The sequence below is a fragment of the Streptomyces aureocirculatus genome, from assembly GCF_000720475.1.
Taxonomy (GTDB): domain Bacteria; phylum Actinomycetota; class Actinomycetes; order Streptomycetales; family Streptomycetaceae; genus Streptomyces; species Streptomyces aureocirculatus.
In genome coordinates this window covers 218884-244667 of sequence record NZ_JOAP01000022.1, presented here as the reverse complement: position 1 = coordinate 244667, position 25784 = coordinate 218884, and the positions used below count along the sequence as shown (strand labels likewise).

Annotated in this window: 17 protein-coding genes; 7 read left to right on the top strand and 10 right to left on the bottom strand. The window is 73.5% G+C overall.

Translation table 11 applies throughout. The features are described 5' to 3' along the window. The first annotated feature begins 460 nt into the window (after positions 1 to 460). The 4 genes from IG78_RS42485 to IG78_RS42480 all read left to right on the top strand — a co-directional run bounded on the left by IG78_RS42485 (position 461) and on the right by IG78_RS42480 (position 6595). The gene (locus IG78_RS42485) at positions 461 to 1405 is read left to right on the top strand and encodes an AfsR/SARP family transcriptional regulator (RefSeq protein WP_037685808.1); all 945 of its coding nucleotides are present in this window, start codon (positions 461 to 463) and stop codon (positions 1403 to 1405) included. Between the two features lie 560 nt (positions 1406 to 1965). Continuing rightward, positions 1966 to 2787, top strand: a complete 822-nt coding sequence (locus IG78_RS0121930) for an AfsR/SARP family transcriptional regulator (RefSeq protein WP_030565830.1) — start codon at positions 1966 to 1968, stop codon at positions 2785 to 2787. Positions 2788 to 3020: 233 nt separating this feature from the next. Then, positions 3021 to 3998 (top strand): aromatase/cyclase, encoded by a 978-nt coding sequence (locus IG78_RS0121925; protein WP_030565828.1) that lies wholly within the window; start codon positions 3021 to 3023, stop codon positions 3996 to 3998. Between the two features lie 326 nt (positions 3999 to 4324). Next, a complete protein-coding gene (locus IG78_RS42480) occupies positions 4325 to 6595 on the top strand; it encodes a condensation domain-containing protein (RefSeq protein WP_063760779.1) in 2271 nt (756 codons plus the stop codon). Positions 6596 to 6841: 246 nt separating this feature from the next. On the opposite strand, the gene IG78_RS52195 is transcribed toward IG78_RS42480, so the two are convergent. Both IG78_RS52195 and IG78_RS0121910 read right to left on the bottom strand, forming a co-directional pair. Continuing rightward, positions 6842 to 8158: an AfsR/SARP family transcriptional regulator gene (locus IG78_RS52195; protein ID WP_051852829.1), complete on the bottom strand. Its 1317-nt coding sequence runs from the start codon at positions 8156 to 8158 to the stop codon at positions 6842 to 6844. Positions 8159 to 8191: 33 nt separating this feature from the next. After that, the gene (locus tag IG78_RS0121910; protein ID WP_225882152.1) at positions 8192 to 8956 is read right to left on the bottom strand and encodes a thioesterase II family protein; all 765 of its coding nucleotides are present in this window, start codon (positions 8954 to 8956) and stop codon (positions 8192 to 8194) included. A gap of 598 nt (positions 8957 to 9554) precedes the next feature. Here IG78_RS0121910 and IG78_RS0121905 point away from each other — a divergent pair. The 3 genes from IG78_RS0121905 to IG78_RS0121895 all read left to right on the top strand — a co-directional run bounded on the left by IG78_RS0121905 (position 9555) and on the right by IG78_RS0121895 (position 12665). Then, positions 9555 to 11366 (top strand): acyl-CoA dehydrogenase family protein, encoded by a 1812-nt coding sequence (locus IG78_RS0121905; RefSeq protein WP_078965332.1) that lies wholly within the window; start codon positions 9555 to 9557, stop codon positions 11364 to 11366. Positions 11367 to 11436: 70 nt separating this feature from the next. After that, positions 11437 to 11751: a phosphopantetheine-binding protein gene (locus tag IG78_RS0121900; RefSeq protein WP_199813286.1), complete on the top strand. Its 315-nt coding sequence runs from the start codon at positions 11437 to 11439 to the stop codon at positions 11749 to 11751. Next, positions 11748 to 12665 (top strand): 4'-phosphopantetheinyl transferase family protein, encoded by a 918-nt coding sequence (locus IG78_RS0121895; RefSeq protein WP_225882151.1) that lies wholly within the window; start codon positions 11748 to 11750, stop codon positions 12663 to 12665. The genes IG78_RS0121900 and IG78_RS0121895 overlap by 4 nt, the downstream gene beginning before the upstream one ends. A gap of 116 nt (positions 12666 to 12781) precedes the next feature. On the opposite strand, the gene IG78_RS0121890 is transcribed toward IG78_RS0121895, so the two are convergent. From IG78_RS0121890 to IG78_RS0121855, 8 genes are all read right to left on the bottom strand, one after another. Then, positions 12782 to 13213, bottom strand: coding sequence for a PaaI family thioesterase (locus IG78_RS0121890; protein ID WP_030565815.1), 432 nt, complete (start codon positions 13211 to 13213; stop codon positions 12782 to 12784). 99 nt (positions 13214 to 13312) lie between these two features. Continuing rightward, positions 13313 to 14080: a thioesterase II family protein gene (locus tag IG78_RS0121885; RefSeq protein ID WP_037685846.1), complete on the bottom strand. Its 768-nt coding sequence runs from the start codon at positions 14078 to 14080 to the stop codon at positions 13313 to 13315. Between the two features lie 14 nt (positions 14081 to 14094). Then, positions 14095 to 15081 carry an LLM class flavin-dependent oxidoreductase gene (locus IG78_RS0121880; protein WP_030565811.1) on the bottom strand — a complete coding sequence of 329 codons (987 nt, stop codon included), beginning with the start codon at positions 15079 to 15081 and terminating at the stop codon, positions 14095 to 14097. A gap of 51 nt (positions 15082 to 15132) precedes the next feature. Next, entirely contained in the window at positions 15133 to 16782 is a 1650-nt protein-coding gene (locus IG78_RS0121875) for a long-chain-fatty-acid--CoA ligase (RefSeq protein WP_030565809.1), read from the bottom strand. A 43-nt stretch (positions 16783 to 16825) separates the two neighbouring features. Further along, on the bottom strand, positions 16826 to 22939 hold the full coding sequence (locus IG78_RS52190) for a type I polyketide synthase (protein WP_030565807.1): 6114 nt from the start codon (positions 22937 to 22939) through the stop codon (positions 16826 to 16828). A 31-nt stretch (positions 22940 to 22970) separates the two neighbouring features. Then, positions 22971 to 23294, bottom strand: coding sequence for an acyl carrier protein (locus IG78_RS0121865; RefSeq protein WP_030565799.1), 324 nt, complete (start codon positions 23292 to 23294; stop codon positions 22971 to 22973). Between the two features lie 339 nt (positions 23295 to 23633). Further along, positions 23634 to 25133 carry an MFS transporter gene (locus tag IG78_RS0121860; RefSeq protein WP_051852828.1) on the bottom strand — a complete coding sequence of 500 codons (1500 nt, stop codon included), beginning with the start codon at positions 25131 to 25133 and terminating at the stop codon, positions 23634 to 23636. A 115-nt stretch (positions 25134 to 25248) separates the two neighbouring features. After that, complete coding sequence (locus IG78_RS0121855) at positions 25249 to 25620, bottom strand: nuclear transport factor 2 family protein (RefSeq protein ID WP_030565795.1); 372 nt, start codon at positions 25618 to 25620, stop codon at positions 25249 to 25251. Positions 25621 to 25784 lie beyond the last annotated feature (164 nt).

Here is a 25784-nt window from a genome sequence, read left to right as displayed (position 1 = left end):
CCCGGATCCTGCCCCTGCCCCGCCCCCGGACCCGGCCCTGGCGCTGTGCCGGGCCCGGCCGGTGCCGTCTCCGTCCGCCCCCACCCCCACGAAACCGACTGAACGGACTGTTATCCGCCCCGGGCGGGCGCCGCACCCCGGCACCCGCACCCGGGTGCACCCCCGCGGCCGCGCCCGGCCCGCCCCGCCGCCGCCCGGACTGCCGCCACCCCCGCCCCCGGGGCCCGCTGCGCACGCCCCTGGCCTGCGCAGCGGTCCCGTACGGCTGGGGGAGCGGCACAGGTGTCCGGGACGGGAGCGGGGCGGGTGCGGGCCCGTTCCGGCCAAAAAATAGAAACCATCCATGCGGTTTCATATTGACAAACCGCCTGGACTGTTTTTGAATCGTTGGGTAGGGGGACCGCCCCCGGGCAGGGGGACGGCCCCCGCGCGGCAGCATCCACGGGACAGGGGAAACGCTGTGGACATCAACGTACTGGGCGCACTGGCGATACAGGAGCGCGGAGTCTCCGTCACGCCCAGCGCCCCCAAGCCCCGTCAGGTGCTGGCGCTGCTGGCGCTGCACGCCGACCGCGTGGTTCCCGTCTCCGCGCTGATGGAGGAGCTGTGGGGCACCACCCCGCCGCGCAGCGCCCGGACCACCCTGCAGACCTATGTGCTGCAACTGCGCGAGCTCATCGCCACCGCCCTGCGCACCGGCACCGGCACCGGCACCGGCCCCGGCCGTGACACCGGCCCCGGCCGTGACACCGGCCCCGGCCGTGACACCGGCTCCGGTGACGGCTTCGGTTCCGGTGCCGGGTCGGGTCAGGGCCGCGGCGGCGGGCAGGGGCGGCGGTCGGCGAAGGATGTGCTGGTGACCACGCCGGGCGGCTATCTGCTGGCCGGGGGGCAGGGGGACAATGACGCCCGGGAGTTCGAGCGTCTGGCGGGGATGGGCTACCGGGCGATGGACGGCTCGGACTACGCGGGAGCCGCCCGGCAACTGCGCCAGGCGCTGGGCCTGTGGAGCGGGGACGCGCTGGCCGATGTGCCGGCCGGGTCCCAGCTCAAGGTGGAGATCCGGCGTCTGCACGAGAGCCGCCTGTGCGCCCTGGACCAGCGGATCGAGGCCGATCTGCGGCTGGGGCGCCACCGCGAGCTGCTCGCCGAGCTCACCGTCCTGGTCAACCGCCACCGTACGCACGAGAACCTGCACGCCCAGTTCATGCTGGCGCTGCACCGCTCGGGGCGCCGGGGCGAGGCCCTGGACGTCTACCAGCGGCTGCGCGCCACCCTGGTGCGCGAGCTCGGCCTGGAGCCCTCGGCGGGCCTGCGCCGGATGCAGCGCTCGATCCTGCTGGCCGGCCCCGAGACCGCGGCCGCGCCCGACCCCGCCCGGCCCCGCCTCACCCCCGTGAGCTGACCCCCCGCCCGCGTGCCCCGCCCCGAGGCACACCCCCCTCCCGGACCGCCCTCCCGGACCACTGTCCTGGGCCGCCTCTGACGGGCCGCCGTGCCGCACGGCCGTGCCGCACCGGCGCCCCGCAGCCGGCCGGCCCGCACACCCCCGGGGGGGCAGACGCTCTGCGGGCGCTCCTTTGGCCATTCAGCCGGGGGGTGGGCGACGCCCGCTGCCGGGCGGGCAGTTGTCCGTGCAGGCCCGCCCGTCGCCGGGTTGCCACTGACCGGGACGGGCGCCGGCTGGGGCGGCCGGTGATCGCCCGTCACCTGCCGCCCCCTCAACTTCTTTGCTGAGAAAAACCATTGCGGAAAGAGTGCGGGCCCGGCCCCGCCCCGCCCTGGCGGACCGGACGGTCCCGCGGGGCGGGGAAAGGGGGAGAGGGCTGGGGAATATGTTGCTTTCACCTTGTCTCAAGGACGGCTCGAGAAGCGTCAAGGGCCCTGGCGGCTTTGGCTAATGTGCTCGCGGTGATGGCATCAGCCACTGAGAGGAAATCGACGAAGTACGAAAGGACAATTCCCGTGGAGATTCAGGTCCTGGGGCCGCTGAGTGCCAGTGTCAACGGGGGGTCGATCGTCCCGACGGCGGCGAAACCGCGGCAGATCCTGTCCCTGCTCGCGCTCTCCCCGGGACGGCTGGTGCCCGTCCCGATCCTGATGGAGGAGATCTGGGGCATGGAGCCGCCCCAGAGCGCGCTGACCACACTGCAGACCTACATCCTGCAGTTACGCCGCCGCCTTGGCACCGCGATGGGCCCCGACGCCCCCGGCAGCGCCAAGGACGTTCTGGCCACCCGGCACGGCGGCTATCTGATGCAGATCGCACCCGACAGCGTGGACGTCCACAGTTACGAACACCTGGTCATCCAGGGACGCGGCGCCTTCGAAGCCGGAGACGACGGCGCCTCGGCCGAGCACTTCCGCCGCGCACTGGCCCTGTGGCGCGGGCCCACCCTGGTGGACGTGCGCACCGGCCCCATCCTGGAGATCGAGGTGATGCGCCTGGAGGAGAGCCGCCTTGGCACCCTGGAGCGGCGCATCGACGCCGACCTGCGCCTTGGCCGGCACTCCGAACTCATCGCCGAGCTCACCGAGCTGACCGCCCGCTACCCCCAGCACGAAGGCCTGCACTCCCAGGCCATGGTGGCGCTGTACCGCTCGGGCCGGCAGGCCTCGGCCCTGGACATCTACCGCAGGCTGCGCGCCCGCCTCATCGACGAGCTGGGCGTGGAGCCCTCACCCCAGATGCAGCGCCTGCACCAGGCCATGCTGACCGTCGACCCGCAGCTCGACATCGCCGCAGGCCCCCGCCGCGGCTCCACCTTCGACCTCTACGCCGCCTGAAACACCCCCCGCACCCCCGCGAGCGCCGGGGCGCGGGCGGGGCCGTGTGCGGGCCGGGCTCAAGGCGGACTCCGGCACCGCTTGAGCCCTGTCAGCGAGGGTGGGCCCACTGCTGAGCCCATGACCCAGGGCTGCCAATGACCGCTGCCGCCCCCGGCGGCCTGCCTGCCGGCCGTGAGCCCGCACCACCGCAGCGGGGGCGGCGCCCTTTTTTCCGAGAGAAGGTGGTGCCGGTGTCGGGCGAGCGTGTTCACCGGGTCTCGCACGCGGTCGAGGTGGAGGCTCCCGCGGGAGTCGTCTACGGGCTGATCGCCGATGCGGTGCAGTGGCCGCTGTACTTTCCCGCGAACGTCCATGTGGAACGCCTGGACTACGACGGAGTACGAGAACGCCTGCGGATGTGGGTGGTCGCCGACGGCCAGGTCAAGTCCTGGACCTCCAGCCGGGTGCAGGACCCCGCCCGGCGCACCGTGACCTACCAGCAGGAGCAGCTCATGGAACCGGCCGCCTCCATGGGCGGCACCTGGACGGTCACCGAACTGGGCCCCCGGCGCTGCCGACTGGCCATCGACCACGCCTTCAGCGCCGTGGACGACCGGCCCGAGCATCTGGCCTGGCTGGAACAGGCCACCCGCGCCAACGCCCGCGCCGACCTGCACCGCCTGCAGGACCTCGCCCGCCGCTTCACCCACCTTGAGGAACTGGTGCTCTCCTTCGAGGAGACCCTGCGCGTCAAGGGACCCGCCGAACTGGTCTACAGCTTCCTGTACGAGGCGGCCGACTGGAGCGTGCAGGTCCCGCACATCACGCGCGTGGACCTGGACGAGACCCAGGCCGGCATCCAGAAGATCACCATGGGGGTGCGCGGCCAGGACGGCAGCGAACAGGAGGTCACCTCGGTGCGGGTGTGCTTCCCCCACGCCGGCCGCATCGTGTTCAAGGAGCCCGACCCACAGGGCCCGCTGGCCGCGCACTGCGGCGAGTGGCTGGTCAACCCCGACGAGAGCGGGGTCACCGTGGTGGCCCGCCACCACGTCGTCCTGTGCCAGGACACCCTTGAGCGCGCACCCCTTGGCGCGGGCGGGCCCTCAGGGCTGAGCCGGGCCCGCCGCCAGGTACGCGCCCGCCTCAGCCGCGACAGCCGCACCGTGATGGAACTGGCCCGCGAACACGCCGAGACCGCCGTCCGCCACCTCACCACCCCCCGCTGACCCCACCCGCCCCGCACACCCACACCCCCCGGCACCCCCCGGCACCCCCCGGCACCCCCCGGCACCTCCCGGTCCTTTGGGGGGTGCTCGGGCGCGCCCGCCCGGACCACCCCCCGGCACCCTCCTGGATGCTGCCCGCCTCCGGGGCTGCCCCCTACGGGGGATGTGGTCCGCTTGTGCCGCTGACGTTCGTGTCAGCGGCACGTCAGGGTGATGTGGGGCCGGGGGGCCATGCTCGATCTCTGCGCTCGCAGGAGAGGAGGACGGGGCCGGCCGCCGTCGCGCAGCCGCGGCACCCGCGGTGACACGCCGGCCCCGCAGAGCCGATGACCGACGGACGCAACCAGGCGCACGGGCCGCTGACCGCCGTGCTCGACGCGGGCGCACTTGCGCTCGATGCTCCCTCCACGCTGGAGCTGCGCGGCCCTTTGGACCCCGCGCTGCTGGAAGCGGCGCTGGCCCATGTCGCCGCGGAGAAACCGGCGTTGCGTGAGGAGCGGCCGCACATCCTGCGCCACGGCCCGGCCCACCACACCCTGCATCTGACCGGCCTCTACCCGCTGGGGACCCTCGCCGACCTGCTGACCGCCACCCCCCACCACAACGACACCAACCACCACCACAACAACAACCGCGACCGCGACGGCGACAACAACCGCGACCGTGACCGTGACCGTGACGGCGACCGTGGTGGCACCGGCAGCGGTGGTGAGGGCACCGGCGCAGACGGCCGCGACCGCGGCAACGACGGCGGCGGCAGCGGTGGGGGGTGGCCGCGGCTGCCGCAGGTGCTGGAGGCCACCGCGCTGCAGCAGGAACTGCTCGCCGACATCGCCGCCCACCCCGAACACCAGGTGGCGCAGTTGTGCTGGCGCTGGCACGGGCCGCTGGACACCGGCCGCTTCCAGGCCGCCTGGCAGTCGGTCTTCGACCGCGAGGCGGTACTGCGGGCGGCGTTCGTCTTCGACCCCGCGCCCCGGGTGGCCCTGCACGCCCACGCCCGCGCCACCGTGACCCGGTACGCCCACGGCCGGCTGACCCGCCAGGCTCTGATGGAACAAGAACGCCGGCGCGGGTTCGACCCGGCCCGCCCCGGGATGCTGCGCGCGGCCCTGCTGGAGGGCGCCCCGCCCGACCCCGCCGGCATGCCGGTGCCGGGCCGGGAACAGGCGGAGGCGGCACCGACCTTTGTGCTGCTGACCTACCACCGCGGCCTGCTGGACGGATGGAGCGTACGGATCCTGGTGCAGGAGTTCTACCGCGCCTACCTGGCCGGCGGCCCGCTGCCGGGCGCCGAGCGCCGCCCGGACCTGCGTGACTACCGGCGCTGGCTGAACGAGCAGGACTCCCGCGCCGCCCGTGACCTGCTGACCCGCCAGGCCCCTCCCGCCTGCGAACTGCCCAGGGCGCGCCCGGGCGCGGTGACCGGACACAGCGGGACCGGCCGCACCCGGGCCCGCCTCACCCGCGCCGAGGCCGCCCGCCTGACCACCTGGGCGGCCCGCCACGGCGCCTCGGAGAGCAACGCGCTGCAGGCGGTATGGGCGATGCTGCTGCACCTGGCCGGCCGGCACAGCGGCGCGCAGACGGTCAGTTTCCATGTCACCGTCTCCGGGCGCGGCATCCCCATGGAGGGCATCACCCGCCTGCCGGGCCCGCTGGAGAGCCCGCTGCCGATCACCCTGCACGTCGACCCCGGCGCCCCCGTCGCCGCCCTGCTGCAACAGGCCCGCGACCAGATCCTGGACCTGAGCGCCTACGAATGGCTCACCGCGGGCCGCATCCGGGAGTGGACCAACTCCCCGGCCCCCCAGACGCTGCTGTCCTTCGCCCACACCCAACACCCCGCCGAAGACCTCACCCTGGCCCTGGCCGCCCGCCACATCCACGTCGAAGAGCCCGAACCGGCCGGTGAGCACAGCGCCCACCCCATCGGCGTGCTCGCCCACCGCGACAGCATGGGCTGCCTGGTGCTGACGGCCGTCCACGACCGCGCCCGCCTGCCCGACGACACCGCCGCCGCCCTGCTGGCCCGCAGCGCCCGGCTGCTGCGCCAACTGCCCCTGATCGCCACAGAGAACACCACCGTCACCCAGGCCCTGGCCGGCCTGGGCGCCACCGCGCCCGTCCCGGCGCCCCTGCTGTACGACCCGCCCGCCGCCGCGGCCCCCGGCCTGGTGCACCTGCGCCCGCCCCGGCAGGACGGCGCCGGCACCGTCTGCCTGATCGCCTCACCCGGCACCCCCCACACCTGCCATCAGGCCCTGGCCCGCCACTACCCCGGCCCGCAGGCCCTGATGGCCCTGCACCCCGACGCGGCCCGCGTCCCCCACTGCCTGCCCCTGCTCGCTCCCCACCTGCACGCGCACGCCCCCCTGGTCCTTGGCGCCTTCTCCGGCGCCGGCGCCCTGGCCTACGAACTGGCCCGCCACCTGGCCACCCACTGCGGCCGCGCCCCCCTGGTCGTCCTCGGCGCCGCCGCCGGGGACGGTGACGGCCAGAGGGGCGGCCAGGACGCGGACAGTGGCTGCGAGAGCGCTGTACGCGGCCTGGCCCACGCCATCGCCGCCGCGGCCGCCGCCCGCCACACCCCCTGAACACCCCCCGGGCAGGGGGCGGTCCTGGTGATCCTCCAGCGCCGCTCCGGCGGCAGGCGCCAGGGTAGGAGCGGTCGGGGCACAGCAGGCCTCCCCCGTGCCTGCCCACCGCCGGACACCCCTTGTCCGCCGGTCCCGGACGGCGGCGGTCTTGCCGGGTCCTATCCCGTCCCCGGCAAGACCGCCGCACACCCACACGCCGCGCGTACGCCTCCCGCCCCGCCCCGCCCCGTCCCGCCTCGCCCGCTATGGCACCGGCGCGGGGACCGGCACCGGGGCGGGGGCGGGCTGGCCGGTGGCGGCTGTCAGGGCCTCGAAACGCCGCAGCAGTTGGCGCTGCTGGATGCGCAGGCTCTCGATGCGGTGGTGCAGGCGGGCGATCTCACTGCCCAGGCTCAGCACCGTCTCACCCGCCCCCGCCGCAGCCCCCGTACCCCCGGACACACCCGTACCCGTACCCGTACCCGTGCTTGTGCTTGTGCTTGTGCCGGTGTTCAGGGTCAGGCCCTGGCCCGCCGGGGCGGCCGCGGTGGGGGTGCACGCCTGCAGGGCGGCGGCGGTGGCGGGGGTGGGGGCGGTCAGGGTGGTGTCGTGGCGCAGGATGGCTTCCATGCGTGCGCGCAGGGCCGGGCCTGGTTCCACGCCCAGTTCGTTGACCAGGCGTTTGCGGGCCCGGTCGTAGACGCGCAGGGCCTCCGCCTGGCGTCCGCACCGGTACAGCGCGAGCATGAGCTGGTCGTAGAAGCGTTCCCGCATGGGGTGGTCGCCGGTGAGTTCTTCGAGTTCGCCGATGATCTCGCCGTGGCGTCCGGCGCGCAGACAGCTCTCGTGCAGCAGTTCCAGGGCGGCCAGGCGGTGTTCTTCCAGGCGGGTGGCCTCGGCGGCGCAGATGTCGCCGCCGATGCTGCCTTCCAGGGCGGGGCCGCGCCACAGGGTCAGGGCGGCGCGCAGGAGTTCGGCGGCCCGGGCGGGTTCGTGTGCGGCGAGCCGGCGGCCCTGGGCGGTCAGTTGGTGGAAGCGGCCGGCGTCGGTGCCGGCCGTGCCCAGGCGCAGGACGTAGCCGGGCGGGCAGGTCCAGATCCCCGCCCCCGCCTGTGCCCCGGCGCCCCCGGCAGCCCCGGCGCCCCCGGCAGCCCCGGCGCCCCCGGCGGCCCCGGTGGTCCTGGTGGTTCTGGCGGGCCTGGTGGTTCTGTTGGCGGGGGTGTTGGTGCGGGCGGCGGCACCGGCCCGCCCCCGCACCGGAACCCGCACCGGCACCGGCACCGGCACCGGCGCCGGCACCGGCCCCGGCACCGGCACCAGCCCCGGCACCGGTACCGGGGCGGGTGCGGGGGCGGGCAGGAGGCGGCGCAGGCGGGCGACGTGGGCCTGCAGGGCGTTGGCGGCGCCTGCCGGGGGGTGTTCGCCCCACAGTTCGTCGATGAGGCGGGCCACCGACACGTGGTGGCCGGCCATGGCCACCAGGGCGCCGAGCAGGGCCCGCTGTTTGGCGCCGGCGGGAAGGATCCGCCGGCCGGTGCGCTCGTCGTGGATCTCCACGGGGCCAAGAATGCGGAACTGCATGGGTTCGTCCCCCTCACACCGGCCGCGGGCCGGTCAGTTGGGTGCCGCCGCCGTGCGCTCTGCGGCGAGCGCCGCGCTCACGTCCTGCACCACGCGCGTGAGCAGCGCGGCGGGGTCGTTCTGGAAGTAGAAGTGGCCGCCCTCGAACAGGCGCACGCCCATGAAGCGGTGGGTGAGGTCCTGCCAGGCGGCCAGCCGGGCGGGCGCTACGGTGGCATCGGCGCGGCCGCCGTAGGCGGACACCGCCACCGGCAGCCGCGAGGCGGCGGGCCCGGTGGTGTAGGAGTCGACCAGGTGCAGGTCGGTGCGGACCAGCGGGGCGAGACGGGCCCACATCTGGGGGGAGTCGAAGACCTCCGCGGGGGTGCCGCCCAGGGCTTTGAGGTGGGCCCGCAGTTCGGCGTCGCCCACCGGGCTGCGCTTGAGGGGGGTGCCGGCCGCCCGGGCGGGCGCGCCGCGCGCGGACAGCCCCAGCCACAGCGGCAGCGCACCGCCCCGGGCGGTCAGCCTGCGGGTCATCTCATAGGCGAGGACGGCGCCCATGCTGTGGCCGAAGAACGCGAAGGGGCCCTGCCGTTCGGGCTCGGTGCGCTCCAGCAGGAAACCGGCGAGCCGGCCGGCGTCGTCCATCGGCGCCATGTCCAGCAGCCGCCCGTGGCCGGGGGCGTCCAGCAGGCGCACCTGCCAGTGCCGGGGCAGCAGCCGCGGCCAGTGCCTGAAGGTCAGGTGCGAGCCGCCCGCATGGTGCAGGACGAACAGGCGCACCGGGACGGGGGTGGGGCTCATGTCCGTGGGCATCGCTCTCCCTTGGCCCGGCCGGCCCCGCCCCGCCCCCGGCAACCCCCGCACCAGCCCCCCCCGGGGTGTGGCCCGGGGGCGGGGCTAAGGGGTGCCGGCGGTGTGCGGGGGCGGCGGCGCCCGGCTGCTCGACAACCCTTGCTGCACACACACTTCCGAATTTGAGACGATAGACGAAATACCGGCACCGCAAAGCCGCCGCCCTGCGGTAATCCGCCTGCCGTATGGCCGTCCTCGAGCCCCTTTCCGGCGCCCGCCCCCGCCCGCTCGCGGAAAAAGGGCATCGCCCCGCCCGCGCGTAAAAGGCTGCCCGCCCCCGCAAAAGACGCCGCCCCGCCCGCGCGAAAGGCACCGTTCCGTCCGGCCCCCGCCGCGCCCCTCCGGCACCACTCCACCCCTTCGTCGCTGCTGCAAACGCAAACAGGGTGGGGTGGGGAGGGTGTGGGCGCGGTGGGCGGGGCGGTGCGGGCGGGGCGGGGAGCTGGGCGCTGTGGCCGGGCCCCGGCCAGGGTCGAGCGGTTCTCAAGACCCCTTGGCGAGGCTCGGAGCAAAAGGGGGCCGCTCCAGCCGGGGCGGCCCGGCGGAAGGTGGCGCAGCGATGGCATCGGGGACGACGTTCGCCCTGCAAGCCGTACCAGCACACACACCGGGCACGCCCGCGTCCGCAGCCCAGGCGGCGCTGCTGGCCTCGGAAGCCGCGGTGCAGAAACGTACCGCCGATCTGGAGGCCCGCTTCGGTGATCCCTGGGACACGGGCAACCCGCTGGGCCACGGCCCCGTCCTGGCCGCCGACGCCCGCGGGCGGGTGCAGGCCGAGGGCGAGGCCCTCCTGGAGGACTTCGCGCTGAACGCGGAGTTCGTGCCCGCAGCTCTGGGCGGGCGTCTGGTGCGCGCCGACGCCCTGGCCCGCATCCTGCGGCCGGTCTTCCGCCGCGATCAGTCCCTGGGCGTGGGCTATGGCGTCTTCTCCCTCCTGGCCGGCGCCTCGGTGTGGGCCGCCGGCAGCCCCGAGCAGCAGCGCTGGGCGGCCGACCTGCTCCTTGGCGGCGGCCGCCTGGCCGTCTCCTACCGCGAACTGGCCCACGGCAACGCCTTCTTGCGCGATGAGTTCCGCCTCACCGCCACCGGCGGCCGCCTGGTCCTGGACGGCACCAAACGTGTGATCATCAACGCCGACCGGGCCCAGGGCCTGGTCGTGGTCTGCCGCAGCTCCAACGAGCCCGGCAGCCAGGCCCACTCCACCCTGCTCCTGGACCGCGCCCAACTGCCCAAGGGCCGGGTCAAGGACCTGGACCCCTACCCGATGGTGGGCATGCGCGGCTGCCGCATGACCGGCCTGGCCTTCGATGACTGCCCCGTGCCCGAGACCAGCCTGCTGGGTCAGGTGGGCGGCGGCGTGGAGCTGGCCCTGCAGACCTTCGCCTTCACCCGCTCCATCCTGCCGGCCATGGTCCTGGCCGGCGGCGACACCGCGCTGCGCACCGCACTGCGCTACGCCGAACAGCACGGCGTGGGCGGCCGGCCCCTGCCGCGCAACCCCCAGGCCCGGCGCACCCTGGCCGGCGCCTTCACCGACCTGCTGATCTGCGACAGCCTCAGCCTGGCCGCCATGCGCGCCACCGGCCACCACCTGGGCATCACCGGCGTGTACGCGGCCGCCACCAAATATCTGCTGCCCATCCTCCTCAACGACGCCGTGCACGAACTGTCGGTGCTCCTTGGCTCCAGCATCTATGTGCGCGAGGGCGAGTTCGGCATCTTCCAAAAACACGTCCGCGACCTGCCCGTCACCAGCCTGGGCCACGCCGGGGCGGCCGCCGCGCTGTCCACCATCAGCCCCCAGTTGCCCGCTCTGGCCCGCCGCTCCTGGTCGGCGGCCGGCACCGGTGACAGCGCCCTGTTCGCCCTGCGCCAGGACCAGCCCGCCCTGACCTTCAAGCGCGCCGAGACCTTCGCCGACGGCGATGTGCTGTGCGCCGAACTGCTGTCCGCCGCCGCCTTCCTGGAGCAGGACCCCGGCCTGGAGTTCGCCGCTGTCCTGCAGCCCCTGGTGCGGCTTTTGTGCGGCGAACTGCGCCGCCTGCGCGCCGCCTGCACCACCCTTGCCCCCTTGAGCCGGCACTGCCTGGCCAACCCCCAGACCTACGCCCTGGCCGACCGCTACACCCTGCTCCTTGCCGCCGCCGCCTGCCTGGGCGTCTGGCGCCACCAGCAGCAGGGCCCCGACATCTTCCTGGCCCGCTCGGGCTGGCTGGTCAGCGCACTGCTGCGGATCTGCACCCGCCTGGGCATCGGCCCGCTGCCCGCGGGCGCCCCCGCCGCCGAGGCCCAGGTCTTCGCCGAACTCCTGCGCCGCCACCACAAGCCCGCCAGCTTCGACCTGTACGACAGCCCGCTGGCCACAAGCTGACCCCCGCCCCGCCCGGATCCGCCCGCGCCTGCCCGAACCTGCCTGCATGTGTGTGACCTTGGAGGACACCGTGAGTGAACTACTGCTGGACCGGGTCGCCGACGACATCGTCGCGGCCCTGGAGAGCGGCCTCCCCCCGGCCAACGAGCACAGCCGCCTGTATGAGGACCTGGGCATGGACTCGCTGATGCTGATGGAGTTCATGCACCTGCTGAGCGAGCGCCGCCCCGCCCTGGGTGACCTGCTGCTGCCCGACATCGTCAGCCACATGGCCGACATCGGCACCCTGACCGACCTGCTGCGCGCCGCCACCCAGGACACCGGCCCCCAAGCGGCGCAGTCCTGGGGTACCGGGGACGGCACCGGCCAGGAGCGCGCGGCGTGAGCACAGCCGTGGCCGCCTCATCGGTACTGCCCGCCCCCGCCGCGCTGGCCGTGCTGTCCGAGCCGGTCCTGGTCACCCCGGCGGGGCCCTGGGACACCGTACGGCGGGAGCTGGCCGAGCACGCCAGCGTGGTGCTGTACGCGCAACTGGGGGACTGGCTGCCCGAGAGCCAGCAGGACGAGGGCGAGAGCGCGCAGGCCGAGGCCGACTCCGCGCTGGCCCCGCTGCTTGGCCGGGACTTCGAACGCTACCGCGGCATGACCAACCAGGACGTACGCGCCCGGTTCCTGGCCTCGCGGCTGCTGCTGAAGTACGCCGCGGGCGCGGTCCTTGAGGCCCGCCCGGCCGACATCGACCTGGCCTACAAGCCCGGCGGGCGCCCCTACCTGCGCGGCTGCGACCAGGTCGACATCAGCCTCAGCCACACCGCCGACCTTCTGGTCGTCGGGGTCACCCGGCGCGGCTGGATCGGTGTGGACGCCGAACTGGACAGCCGCCGCCTTCAGGGCTCGGCGGTGGAGCGGCAGATCTGCACCCCGCACGAGACCGAGCTGATCTCCCGCATCGACCCCCGGCGCCGCAACTCCACCCTGGTTCGGCTGTGGACCCTCAAAGAGGCCTACAGCAAGGCGATCGGACAGGGGCTGCGCTTTCGCTTCACCGAGTTCGGGTTCGCCCCGGGCGCGCAGCGCATGCAGGTGCTGCGGCCCGACGGCACTCCCGGCGCCGGCGACGAATGGAGCTTTCGCACCTGGACGGTGGCCGGTGACTACACCGTCAGCGTGGCCCTGTTCGACTTCGGCTTCGGTGACACCGCCGACATCGCCGCGCAGACGATGCTCGACGAGGGCATGGTCGATGCCCTGCTGCGCGAGGCCCGCCGGGCCGAGAGCCACCGCCGCACCACACCATGACACCCCGCCGCCCGCCCCCCCGGGGGGCGGGCGTCAGAGGTGGGAAGGGCCGGCCCGCGAACCACCGCGGGCCGGCCCTTCCCACACCCCCCCGGCACGAGAGGGGGCGGGGCGGGTCAGCGGCCGTGCAGGACGGCCTGGGTCTGGGTGCTGTGCCCCACGTGCCGGCGCGGCCCAACTGCCCTCTCGTTGAACAGGTCGGTCTGGATCACGGCGAAGGAGTGGCCCAGGTGCAGCGGGCGGGCTGTGGCAACCACGTCCCCGCCGCGCACCGCGGCGAAGAAGTGCGTCTTCAGCTCGATGGTCGAGGTCGCGGCACCGGCGGGCAGATTGAGGTAGGCGCAGATGCCCGCCGCGCAGTCGGCGAGCGTGACCAGGGCGCCGCCGTGCAGCACCCCCGCGGCCGTGCACCGCTCGGCCGCCCACGCCAGCCGGAGGGTGACCTCCTGTGCCCGGGCGAGTTCCGCCCGGATGCCCACCAGTGCCGCGAACGGCATCAGCGCCAGCAACTCACCCGGTGAAGCAGCCTGTTGCGGGTGCGCCTCCATCAGCCCTCCCCCCTTCTTTTTCCTCTTCGTCTGCTCCTGCTGCGGCCCGCCCCCGGATACCTTCCCCCCGGGGGGCGGGGATGTGCGGTGGGTGCGGTGTCAGTGCACCAGCAGTTCCTGGAAGCGGTGCAGATGGCGGGCGAAGTCCGTGGTCACCGCCAGCGCATGGTTGTCGATGTAGAAGTGGCCGCCGGGGAACTCACTGTGGCCCAGATACTGCGGGCTGCGCCGCGCCCAGTGCGACATCGCGTCCGGGGCCTGCTGCAGCGGGTCGGTGCTGCCGCCGTAGGAGGCCAGCGGGCAGGACACCGTGGCCCCGTCGTCGACGTACTGGGCCGAGACCCGAAGGTCGGCGCGCAGCGCGGGAATGACCAGGGCCAGCATCTCGGGGTTGTCATAGACCTCGGCCGGGAAGGAGCCAAGGCGTTTGATCCACTGCAGCATCTCGGCGTCCGGGAGGCGGCTCTCCTCCTCGGTGGGCTGGTAGAAGCCGATCGGTGACCAGCCCGAGGTGCCAAGGACCAGCGGGCGGCGCTCGCCCTCGCGCTCCAGGCGCACGGTCAGCCGGTAGGCGAGCTGGGCGCCCAGGCAGTGCCCGAAGAACGCGAAGGGCCGGTCGTCGATCTCATCTAGGACCGCCTCGTACAGGCCCTCCAGGAGCGGCTCGAAGTCCTCGTAGGTCTCCTCCTCGTGCCGGTTGTGCCGGCCGGGCAGGGTCACCGCCTGCGCGGACACGTCCGAGGGCAGCAACTGGCCCCAGTCGCGGTAGATGATGGCGCCGCTGCCCGCGTGCGGCAGCAAAAACAGCCGGATGCGGGCGTCGGGGTCGCTTTCCACCGGGTTGAACCAGTGCCCGGCGGTGGACATGCCGGTGAAGTCGCTCACAGAACGCTCTCCTTGAGTCGGGGCAGCAGCACATCGGCGATCTGCTTGAGCTGCGCCTGGGGCTCCAGCGACCCGATGCGGATCACCAGATGGCGGGCGCCGGAGCGCACATAGGCCGCCAGCGCCTGGGCGCATTGCCCGGCGCTGCCCCAGGCGTAGGCCTGGAAGCGGGCCATCTGCTCCAGCGGGGCCCCGTAGTAGTGGCTGATGTAGTGCTCCAGCTCCGCCCGGGCGCTGTCCGCGTCGTCGTCGACGGTGATCGTGGCGTACAGGGCCGGGGTGAGGGCTTGGGGCGGGCGGCCGGCGGCGGCGGCCAGTTCGCTGATGCGCTGCCAGGCCCGCCCGTAGGCATCGGCGTCGGGCAGGAACGGCAGCCAGCCGTCGTAGTGGCGGGCCACCCGCTCAAGGACACGCGGGGTGTCGCTGCCCGCAAGCCACAGCGGCGGCCCGCCCCGGCGGTGCGGGCGCGGCAGCCGGTCAAGGCCCTGTGCCTGCCAGTAGCGTCCCTCGTAGCCGGTTTCGGCGCCTGGCCCACTGGCGCTCCAGGCGCGCCGCCACAGTGCGACGATGTCGTCCAGGCGTCCGGCGCGGCCGGCGAAGGCGGCGCCGACGGCGGCGAATTCCTCCTCGGTCTCCGGCATCGGGAAACCCGAGCCCAGGCCCAGGGTGAGCCGGGAGGCACACACATGGTCCAGGCTGGAGATCATGTTCGCGCCGATCAGGGGATGGCGCAGCGCCGGGGTCAACGCCGCGGTGCCCAGGGTGACCCGGCTGGTGACCGCGCCCGCGGCCGACAGCACGACCAGCGGGTCAAGGCGCGGCCGGGCGGTCAGCGAGTCGCCCGCCCACAGCGAGTCGAAGCCGAGGTCCTCGGCCTGCCGGGCGAAGTCGAGCAGTGGCGCGGCGGCGAAAGCGCCGTTGATGGCCTGTTCCCGGGTCGGCAGCAGGACGCCGATGCGCAGCGGGCCGGCGGAGGTGCCCATGTCGGACTCCGATCGAAAGCGAAAAAAACACGGAGGAAGGAAACAAGCAGGTCAGGCCGGGGCGGAAGCCGCCGCCGTCGCCCCGGCCGCCGTCGCCCCGGCCGGGGGGTTCGGGGCGGGTTGGGGGTTGCGGAGCTGCTCGCGCACCGCCCGGCGCAGGATCTTCCCCGAGGGGTTGCGGGGCAGCGCCTGAAGCAGGTGGTAGGCGACGGGGATCTTGTAGTCGGCGATGCGGCCGCGCAGGAACAGCAGCAGTTGGCGGGGGCTGGCCCGGGCGCCCGGGCGCAGGACGACGGCGGCGTGCACCGCCTCGCCCCAGCGTGCGTCGGGCACCCCGACCACGGCGGCATCGGCCACCGCGGGGTGTTCGCTGAGCTGCTTTTCCACCTCGGCGGGATAAATGTTCTGACCCGCCACGATGATGGTGTCGTTGATGCGGTCGCACAAAAACAGATAGCCGTCCTCGTCCAGGTAGCCGGCATCGCCCATGTGCAGCCAGCCCTTAACCAGCGTCGCCGCGGTGGCCTCGGGCCGGTTGTGGTAGCCGAGCATGTGCGCAGGGGTGCGGATGCACACCTGCCCGATCTCACCGGGCCCCAGCACCTGCCCCTTGCGGTCGATCACCTTGATCTCGTTGCCGGGGCAGGCCCGGCCCGCCGCCCGCAGCAGGACGCTGCCCGCCCGGTGCGCGGAAGGAGGCAGACACACCGCGACACTGCCCGCCTCGGTGGAGGCATAGATCTGCGCCAACTGGCAGCCGAACACCTGCAGACAGCGGTGCAGCAGCCCCTCGGAGATCGGCGCCGCCCCATAAGCGATCTTGCGCATGGAGGCGAACGTGTCCGTGGACACCCCGCGTTCGTCGAGCATCATCTGCAGCATGGCCGGGGCCACGAAGGTGATGGTCACCTTCTCCCGCTCGATCAGACGGACCGCTTCCTGCGCCGAGTACATCGGCATCACCACATTGGTGGCGCCCGCGCACAAGCCGTGCAGGAACCAGCCGATGCCCGCGATCCCGAAACCCGGCAGCGAGATGAGGCTGACATCCGAAGCCCGCCAGTCGATGCCCTCATCGGGGTCCGCGCCGCTGTCCTTGGTGGCCTGGGGCAGGGTGAAGAACGTGCGGTGGGCCAGCACCACCCCCTTGGGCAGCCCGGTGGTACCGCTGGTGTAGATCTGCAGCACCGCGTCATCGGGGCCGCCGCACTGCGCCAGATCGGTGTCGGGCGCCTGCGCACACCAGGCGCGCAGCCCCGCACCCCGGTCCGGGCGCCCGTCGGCGCCGGTGCCGTCCACCCGCACCACCGCCCGCAGACTCCCCAGATCGCCGGCAAGGGCCGCATCGGCGGTGGCACGGAACTCCTCGTCCACGAAGAGCAGTTCGGCACCCGCATCACCCAGGATGTGATCCACCTCGGCCGGGGTGAGCCGCCAGTTGACCGGCACGATCACCGCGCCCGCCTTGGCGCAGGCCAGGATCGCCAAATAGTAGTGCTCACACTCGCGGCCCAGATAGGCCACCCGGCTGCCGGCCCCGATCCCGGCCGCCCGCAGCGCGTGCGCCACCCGGTTGCTGGCGCGGTGCAGCTCCGCGTAGCTGGTGCGCCGCTCCTCGCAGATCACCGCCGGATGAGCGGGCCGGGCATCAGCGTGCCGCGCCAGCACATGGGACAGCGTCCAGTGCGCGGGGTGGTTCATGTCTGCCCCCTGCTGGTGAGATGAACGGGCACCGTGGACGAGGTCATCCGGTGCCTCCTGAAAGCTGGGCCCGGAGGAACTCGGCGATCTTGGCCACGGAGGGGTAGTCGAAGGTCAGCGCGGCCGGCAGGCCCACACCGAAGTGGCGCTGCAGGCTGCCCTTGACCTCCATGCCCATCACCGAGTCCAGACCCAGGCCCACGAAGTCCGCGCCCGGCTCCACCTCGTCGGCGGACTCGAAGTGCAGCACGGCGGCGACCTTCTCGGCCACCACCCGGCTGATCAGCTTCAGTTGCTCGGGGGCGGGCCGGGCCAAAAGATCGGCCAGGTCACCGCCGCCGCTGTCCTCAAGGGCGGACGGCAGCACCCGCGCGTACAGGGCGTTGGCGGCCGGCAGCCGGCTGGCGAACTGCGGCCAGTCATACACATTCACGATCCGCTGCGCCGCGCCCTGCCGCCACAGTTGGTGCAGGGCCCGCAGACCCCAGGCGGGCGAGAACAGCCGCACACCGCTGCGTTCGATCTCGGCGATGTGGGCGGCCTCCATCCGCGCCGACATCCCCACGCGCCCCCACGACCCCCAGTTCACCGACACCGCGGGCAGCGCCTGCCGCGCCCGCCAGTGCGCGAGGGCGTCCAGGAAGGCGAAGGCGGCCGCGTAGTGCGCCTGCCCCGCACCGCCGCGCACCCCGGTGACCGAGGCCACCGAGGAGTACAGGGTGAAGAAGTCCAGCTCGGCAAAGGAGGCGGCGGCCTCGTGCAGCAGCCAGCCGCCGTACACCTTGGGCGCCAACTGCTCCTCGATCGCCGCCCAGTCGAGGCCGGAGATCAGGCAGTTGCCCATGGCGCCGGCCGCGTGCACGATCCCGGCCACCGGCTGTGCCCGCCGGTGCAACCGCGCCACCAGGGCGGCCACGTCCTTGGGCCGGCCCATGTCGGCGCGCACCAGCTCCACCTCCGCCTTGGCGGACAGCTCGGCGAGCAGACCTGCGGCCTCCTGCGCGGGCCGCCCGCTGCGGCTGACCAGGACCAGGTGCCGGGCGCCCAGGTCGGCCAGCTTGCACGCGGTGGCAAGCCCCAACCCGCCAAGACCGCCGGTGACCACATACGTGCGGTCCCCGCGTACGGTGAACTCGCCCTGCGCGGGTGTACGGGGGTCCTGGGGCGGCCGCGGCGGGGGGAAGGCCACGATCACCGGCCCGGCGTGCGGGGCGGGCGTGGCGCAGCCCGACAGCACCCGCAGTGCCTCGTCGACCTCGTCAAGGCCGTACACCACCGCCACCTCCGGCGCCCCATGCGGCGCCCCATGCGGCGCCCCATGCGGCGCCCCTTGCGGCGTCTCGGGCGCCTCGGGTGTGCCGGGGGTGTTGGGGGTGTTGGGGGTGTGGGGTGTGTCCGGGGTGCGGGCGGCCAGGGCTGCTGCCCGCGCCGGGCTGAGGCCTTCCGGGATGAGGGCCAGGGCGGTGTGGGGCACAGTCACCGTGGAGGCCAGCGGCCCGGGATGATGGACCGTCACCGCAGTGCCCGGGGCCCACCCGGCGCCTGCTGCGGCGGCGGTGACGGTGCCCGCGTACGCGGTCGCCGTGAGCGCTGGCTCCTGCCCGGCGGGCCCGTCGCCAAAGGGTGCGGGCACGGCGGCCGCCACGGGCACGTCCCGGGCGGTCAGGGCGGCCGCGGCCACCTGGATCCGCACCTCGCCGCCACCGGGGGCGCCATGCTCGTGGGCGGCCGGTGCCAGGGCGGTGTGCTCCAGATCGCCGGAGGCGGACGCCAGCACCGACACCCCGCCGGTCCCGGCGGGGGTGGTGTCGCCGGGCAGGACCCGGCGCACATAGCGCTGCCCCCCGCGGTAGGCGACCTGGTGCTCGCCGGGCTGCGGGCTGCGCCACTCATCGAGCAGCGCTCCGGCGTCCCCGCCGCCGGGCAGGTCGATCAGGGTGGTTTTGAGCTGCGGGTACTCGCCAAGGAGCACGCTGCCAAAGCCCCACACGGTGGCCGCGGCGAGCTGTTCGCGGCCGTCGGCGCTGTCCGCGGGCAGCCACTGGGCGCGCTCGGTGACCAGCCACAGTCGGGGCGGCTGCTGCCCGCCCGCCGCGCTGACCGCGGCCACCACATCGAGGAGCTCGCTGAGGTTGTGGGCGCATTCGGCGCGCAGTTGCTCCAGCGACATCGCCTCCTGCCGCGGCTGCCAGAACCACGCCACATCAGTGACGGCCGCCCCGGCGTCCGCCCGTTCCAGGGCCGCACGCACATCGGCCGGAGCGGCGGCGGGAGAGAGCCGCAAGCCGTTGTCCTCCTGGGCGGTGGCCAGATGCGCGGCCAGGGTGTCCCGGGCGGTGGCGGTGGTGCCGCACACCAGCACATGCCGCGAGACAGCGGTGGCCGGGGCGGGCGGCAGGCTGTGGCGCAGCCACTCCACGCGGTGGGTGAAGTGCGGCCCCTCCTGCCCGGCGGGGGGCGGGGCGAGCTGGACGCCGCGCAGTTCGGCGACCGGCTCACCGTCCTCGAACAGCCTCACGTCCGCCCGCAGCCCCTCCTGGGCGGGCTGGAGGGTGGCGGTGAAGCGCAGGGGGTGGCCGCGGGGCTTCTTGAACAGCCGGATGCTGTGCGCTGATTGCAGCACCGCCAGCGGGCCCGCGTCCTGGAAGGCGACCAGCGCGGTCAGGGCGCTCTCCAGCAGCTCGCCGGGCAGATGTTCCACCGCACTGGCGCTGCGCCCGCGCACCTCGCCGCTCAGGACACCGCCCTCGTGGCGGGCGGCGTGCAGCACGCGGGGGGTGGCCCCCTCGCCGGCGCGGCCCACCGCCCGCAGGTCGGTGGCCAGGTCCTCGCCCCGCACCCGCTCCACGACACTCCCGCCGCCGCCCACGCCGCCCACGCCGCTGTCGCCGCGGACAGCGGGGGCGGCGGGGGCGGGGTCGCTGGAGGCGGGCTCGATACGGGCGCGGGCCACCACATAGTCCTGGCCCTCGACCGTGGCCCGCACCTCGGCCTGGATGCAGCCGGTGCCGGTGCCGGTGCCGGTGCCGGTGCTGGGGGTGGGGGTGGGGGTGGTGCGGTGCAGGCGGGTGGTCATCCGCACCACGCTGTCCTTGCCCAGCGTGAGGACCTGGGGCAGCTCCAGGCCGGTGAGGGCGCCGCGGGTGTGTCCGCTGAGCGCGTCCTGGGCGGCGAAGAGCAGGTCCACCAGGGCGGCCGCGGGCAGCACCGGCTCGCCGCGCTGTAGCCCCGCGGCGAGTTCACCCAGCTCGGCGGGGACGAACTCGGCCGTGAACTCGGTGACCTCCGGCCGCAGCGGCCCGTCCGGCTCCCGGCTCGCGGCGGGGGTGACGCGTTCGCCGAGCAGGGGATGGGTGAGCGGGCCGCCGCCGGTGCGGGCGGCGCGGGTGGTGGGGGTGGGCAGCCAGTACCGCTTGCGCTGGAAGGCGTAGGTGGGCAGGTCCTGGGCGGGCAGGGTGCGCCCGGCGTGGTAGCCGTGCCAGTCCACGCTCAGCCCGGCCGCGTACAGATCGGCCAGGGCGCGCAGGGTGGTGCTGGTGCCTTCGCCGGTGTCGCGGCGGCGCAGGCTGGCCAGCCACAGGTGGTCCTCGGCCTTGACGCAGGGCTTGGCCAGGGCGGTCAGCATCGCCGAGGGGCCGATCTCGATGAGGGCGTGCTTTCCGCGCCGGGCCAGGGCGCGCATGCCGGCCATGAAGGCGACCGGTTCGCCGATGTGGCGTACCCAGTACTCGGCCGAGCGCAGCTCGCGGGAGCGGGCCACCTTGCCCGTCACGTTGGAGATCAGGGAGATCGTCGGCTCGCCGAAGGTGATGGACCCAAGCGCGGTGCGGAACTCCTCGAAGACCTCGGCCATCAGCGGGGAGTGGAAGGCGTGGCTGACGGTGAGGTCGTTCACCCGCACACCCTGCTCACGCAGCAGGGCGCCGACCTCGGTCAGTTCGGCGTCGGCGCCGGAGATCACGCACTGCTCGGGGCCGTTGACGGCGGCCAGGGCCAGCAGCGGCCGCCCCTGGAGCAGGGGCTGGACCTGCTCGGCGGGGGCGCTGACGGCGGCCATGCCGCCGCAGGCGCGCACCGACTGCATCAGGCGGGCGCGGGCGGCCACCAGCGTCACCGCGTCGGGCAGCGTGAACAGGCCGGCCACGGTGGCGGCCACGACCTCGCCGATGCTGTGGCCGATCAGCACGGTGGGCTTCACACCCCAGGACAGCCACAGTCGGGCCAGCGCGTACTCCAGGGTGAACAGGGCGGGCTGGGTGTAGCGGGTCTGCTCGATGTCGTGCAGGTCCTCGCCCGTTCCAAGGAGCAGATCGCGTACCGAGCGCTGAAGGTGGGGTGCGAACAACTCGTCGCACTCGTCCACCACCTGCCGGAACAGCGGGAACTGGCGGTAGGCGGCCGCGCCCATGCCCGGGTACTGCGAGCCCTGCCCGGTGAACATGAACGCGATCTTGCGGATGCCGGAGGGCTCCACCGCGTGGTCGGGGTGACTCACCCGCTCCAGGACCTTCAGCAGCCCTTCCCGGCTCTCGGCGGGGGCGGCGACGCGGTGGGTGAAGTGGGCGCGGCCCACATTGGCCGTGTAGCACAGCCGCGCGATGTCGGTATCGGGCCGCTCGGTGAGGAACTGGCGGTAGCGGGCGGCCTGTTCGCGCAGAGCGGCGCTGCTCTTGGCGGACAGCGTGAACATCGCCGCCGCCCCCGTCCGCGCCGGTGCCCTCTCCTGCGTACCCGCACCCGTCCCCGTACCCGTACGGCTATCCGCGGCCGTATCCGTACGGGTATCCGTACCGGTGCCGGTATCCGTGCCGGTGGGGGCGGGGTCGGGGGCTTGTTCCAGGACGATCGCGCCGATGGTGCCGGCGAAGCCGAAGCTGTTGACCGCGGCCCGGCGCACGGGGGCCCGCCAGGGTTCCGCGGCGGTGGGCACCCGTACCGGATACACCTCCCAGGGGATGCGTCCCGAGGGGGTGGTGAAGTTCAGGTGCGGGTAGATCGTCGCCGAGCGCAACTGGGCCAGGACCTTGATGACCCCGGCCAGGCCGGAGGCGGGTTCCATGTGGCCCAGGTTGGTCTTGACCGAGCCGACCAGGAGCGGGTCGTCGTGGCTGTGGCCTTCGGTGAACACATTGCTGATGGCGCCCAGTTCGATGGGGTCGCCCAGCGGGGTGCCGGTGCCGTGGGCCTCCACGTAGCTGATGTCGCCGGGCTGAAGCCCCGCGTCGGCCAGGGCCAGGCGCAGGACGCGTTCCTGGGCAGGCCCGTTGGGCACGGTCAGCCCTGCGCTGTCGCCGTCCTGGCCGACCGCGGTGCCGCGGATGAGCGCCAGGACCCGGTCGCCGTCGCGGGTGGCATCGCAGAGCCGTTTGAGGACGACGACGCTGCAGCCCTCGGCGCGCGCGTAGCCGTCGGCCGCCTCGTCGAAGGTCTTGCACTGCCCGTCGGGGGCGAGCATCTGGGCGTTGGAGAACATCACCGGGATGCGCGGGTGGTGCAGGGCGTTGACGCCGCCGCCAAGGGCGATGTCGGTTTCGCCGCGGCGCAGCGCGGTCACCGCCAGGTGCAGGGCGGCCAGGGAGGACGAGCAGGCGGTGTCGACGCTGAGGGAGGGGCCGCGCCAGCCAAGGAAGTAGGACAGGCGTCCCGCCAGCGGGAACAGGGTGATACCGGCGGCCAGATGCCCGTCGAGGTCCTCATAGGGCAACTGGTCCAGTTCCAGGGCGTAGTCCACGGAGCTGGCACCCACATAGACCGCGCCGCTGGAGCGGCGCAGCGGGGTGGGGTCGATGTTGGCGTGTTCCAGGGCCTGCCAGGCCGTCTCCAGGATCATGCGCTGCTGGGGGTCGATGTACTGCGCCTCTTTGGGCGAGATGTTGAAGAAGCCGGCGTCGAACAGGTCGATGCGGTCCAGGTAGCCGCCGCCGGAGGCCTTGATCTTGCCCTTGTCGTCGGGGCCCTGGGGGGTGAAGGCGGCCACGTCGAAGCGGTCGCCGGGCAGCGGCCCGATGCCGGAGGCACCGGCGCGCAAGAACGTGTCGAACTCATCGAGGCTGGTGCTGCCGCCGGGGAAGCGCAGGCCCACACCGATGATCGCGATGGGCTCACCAGCAGGCGCGGGCACGGGTTCGGCGGTGGCGGGGCGGTGGTCGAAAGACATGTCCGCGGGGGCTCCTTCTAACCGGTGGCGGCTACGGTGCGGGCTGGAAAGTGGCGGTGGCGCCGGCCATCAGGTCGGTGAGGTAGTACACGAGCTGCTCGACGGTGGGCTCGTTGAACAGCACGTTGGTGTTGATGGTCAGCTCAAGGAGCTCCTCCAGGCTCTGCTTGAGCGCGGTCAGGCGCAGCGAGGTCAGGCCGAGGTCGAAGTAGCTGACGGCCAGCGGGAGGTCCTCGTCGTCCTCCATCAGCAGAGCGTCCTTGAACAGCTCCACCACGAGGATCTCGATCTCTTCCTTCAGTTCGTGGGCGGGCAGCTCGCGCAGTTGCTGCAGGGGTATGGGTGTGTCAGACATGGCGGTGACCGATCCGTGAAGGTCCGGGCGCGCACGGGCCGCGCCGGTGAATTGAGCGCCAAGCCAACCACCGGCGACTGACACGCCACTGACCGGGCGCTCGCCCGGCAATGGCGCCGTATCCGCCCGCCGGCCCGCCCCGCAACACCCCCCGGGAGGGCGGGTGTTCGCCCCCCGCGGCACTGCCCCGTACCGGCACTGCCGCGTACCGGCGCTGCCTGGCGGTGTCGTCTGGCGGGGTGCGGGCAGGCGAAAGGCCGAGCCGCGGGGTGCGTCGGCTCGGCCTGGCTCGGGCGCGGGATCGCCCCGGGGGTGCCGGGGTCGCCCGGCGCCCGGTGTTCAGTGCGGGGCGGGTTTCTTGGCGCGGGGCCGGGGTTCGGCGCGCGGCCGCATGAACCGCACCATCACCGAGGAGGCCAGGCAGAACGCCACCAGCGGGATCAGGCCGACGTCGAAGGCGTGCGGATAGTCGCCGGGTACCGGGGCGTCGCCCAGGGCGGGGAAGAAGACCGCGCCGACGACGGCCACGCCGACGGCGACCCCGCCCTCCTGCACGGTGTTGGCGGTGCCCGAGGCGGCCGCGGCGTGCTCGGGGTCGGTGCCCGCAAGCAGTGCCCCGGTCAGCGGCCCGGTGGTCATTCCCATGCCGATGCCCGACAGGATCAGCGGCGCGATGATCCAGGCGATGGACTTGTCGGTGCCGATCCACGAGGCGGTGAGACCGGTCAGCACATAGCCCACGGCCAGGGTGAGCGGACCGGCGGTGATCAGGGTGTCGCCCAGGCGTGCGGCCAGCTTCGTGGAGAGCATCGAGGAGCCCAGATAGCCCGCGCCCAGGGTGAGGAAGACCAGGCCCGACTCGGCGGGCGAGAGCCCCCGGCCCTGCTGCAGATACAGCGCGAGCAGGAAGAAGAAGGAGCCCATGGCCAGGAAGTACAGCAGCATGGCGATGAGCCCGACGGGGAAGGTGCGGCCCTTGAACAGGGCGAAGTCGACCAGCGGGCTGTTGTGCTGGCGGGCGCGCTGGTGAAGGACGAAGGCGGCACTGAGCGGCACCGCGGCCACAAGCAGCAGCCACGTCCACAGCGGCCAGTCCCGCTCCTGGCCCTCGACCAGGGACAGCACGATCGCCGCCAGCGCGGCCGCCGAGAGCACCGCCCCGACCAGGTCCAGGCGCCCGCCCTTGGCGGCACGGGACTCCGGGATCAGCCGGGGGGTGAGCACCAGGGCGATGACGCCGACGGGCAGGTTGATCAGGAAGATCGCCCGCCAGGTCAGCCCGGCCACGTCCGCGGAGATCAGCGCCCCGCCGATGACCTGCCCGAACACCCCGGCCAGGCCGATCACCAGGCCGTAGACGACAAAGGCCCGCGCGCGGGCGGCCCCGGTGTAGACGACCCCGAGGATGCCAAGGACCTGCGGCACCATGAGCGCGGCCGCGGCCCCCTGCAGCACCCGGAAGGCCACCAGCGCGTCCGGGCTCTGCGCCAGGGCGCACAGCGCCGAGGCGATGGTGAAACCGAGCATGCCCAGGCTGAACATGCGCCGCCGGCCGTAGAGATCGCCGAGCCGCCCGCCGGTGATCATGCCGGCGGTGAAGGCGACACCGTAGCCGATGATGACCAACTGGGACTGGGCCGAGGACGCGGTCAGGTCCAACTGGATCGCGGGCACGGCGACATTGATGATGAAATAGTCCAGGACGGTGATGAAGGTGCCCACCATCACGATGGCCAGGGCACCCCAGCCCGGCGCGGCCGCACCTTTGGCGGGCGCGGCAGCCGGTAACGTCACCGCCTCTTGGGTCCCGGCGGCGGGCGCCCCTGTGTCCGTACTCATCGTGGTGCTCCTTGAGGTCAGCTAATGCGCTGCGGGGACGCGAGCGGGCGGCAGCCCCGCAGGTGGATGCGGAGGTGCCGCCCGGCACACAGTCCGAAAAAGACGTGCAAAGGACTCAGGCGCCGGCGGGCACCTTGTCCAGGAAGCCGGAGACGGTCTTGATCTTTCCGGCGCCGTCGGTGGCGATGACGTCGAAGCCGATGACGATGTTCTCGCCGCCGGCGGCGGGCACGAGCTCCCACTGGAAGCGGGCGATGTGGTGGTTGGCGTCGACAGCACCGAGGATCTTGAACTCGAACCCGGTGAACTGCTGGCGGGCGCCGGTGATGACGGTGGCGATGCCGTCGTGGCCGGAGACGTCGGCCAGCGGGTCGGTGTAGGTGGCGTCGGCGGCGTACAGGTCGGCGATCGCCGCGGCTCGCTTGGCCTCGTCCGGCTCGTTCCAGATGCTGATGTACCGGTCGGCCAGTTCGGTCAGGTCACTCACGCGTACTCCTTGATCGCTTCAACAACTCTGCCTGGGACAGGGCCGCGGACGCGCACGCGCCCTGGGGCGGCTCCCGAATTCCACAGTGACAGAGCCGACTTGACCTCCACTTGAGACCTGCTCAAGGCCCGCCCCCGCCCGCCCGGCGGCACGCGGGCGCAGGG

What these genes read in the sequence shown, in the direction of transcription:
- IG78_RS42480 (WP_063760779.1), top strand. Translation starts at nt 4,325, where the DNA reads ATGACCGACGGACGCAACCAGGCGCACGGGCCGCTGACCGCCGTGCTC.
- IG78_RS52195 (WP_051852829.1), bottom strand. Translation starts at nt 8,158, where the DNA reads ATGCAGTTCCGCATTCTTGGCCCCGTGGAGATCCACGACGAGCGCACC.
- IG78_RS0121910 (WP_225882152.1), bottom strand. Translation starts at nt 8,956, where the DNA reads ATGCCCACGGACATGAGCCCCACCCCCGTCCCGGTGCGCCTGTTCGTC.
- IG78_RS0121905 (WP_078965332.1), top strand. Translation starts at nt 9,555, where the DNA reads ATGGCATCGGGGACGACGTTCGCCCTGCAAGCCGTACCAGCACACACA.
- IG78_RS0121890 (WP_030565815.1), bottom strand. Translation starts at nt 13,213, where the DNA reads ATGGAGGCGCACCCGCAACAGGCTGCTTCACCGGGTGAGTTGCTGGCG.
- IG78_RS0121885 (WP_037685846.1), bottom strand. Translation starts at nt 14,080, where the DNA reads ATGTCCACCGCCGGGCACTGGTTCAACCCGGTGGAAAGCGACCCCGAC.
- IG78_RS0121880 (WP_030565811.1), bottom strand. Translation starts at nt 15,081, where the DNA reads ATGGGCACCTCCGCCGGCCCGCTGCGCATCGGCGTCCTGCTGCCGACC.
- IG78_RS0121875 (WP_030565809.1), bottom strand. Translation starts at nt 16,782, where the DNA reads ATGAACCACCCCGCGCACTGGACGCTGTCCCATGTGCTGGCGCGGCAC.
- IG78_RS52190 (WP_030565807.1), bottom strand. Translation starts at nt 22,939, where the DNA reads ATGTCTTTCGACCACCGCCCCGCCACCGCCGAACCCGTGCCCGCGCCT.
- IG78_RS0121865 (WP_030565799.1), bottom strand. Translation starts at nt 23,294, where the DNA reads ATGTCTGACACACCCATACCCCTGCAGCAACTGCGCGAGCTGCCCGCC.
- IG78_RS0121860 (WP_051852828.1), bottom strand. Translation starts at nt 25,133, where the DNA reads ATGAGTACGGACACAGGGGCGCCCGCCGCCGGGACCCAAGAGGCGGTG.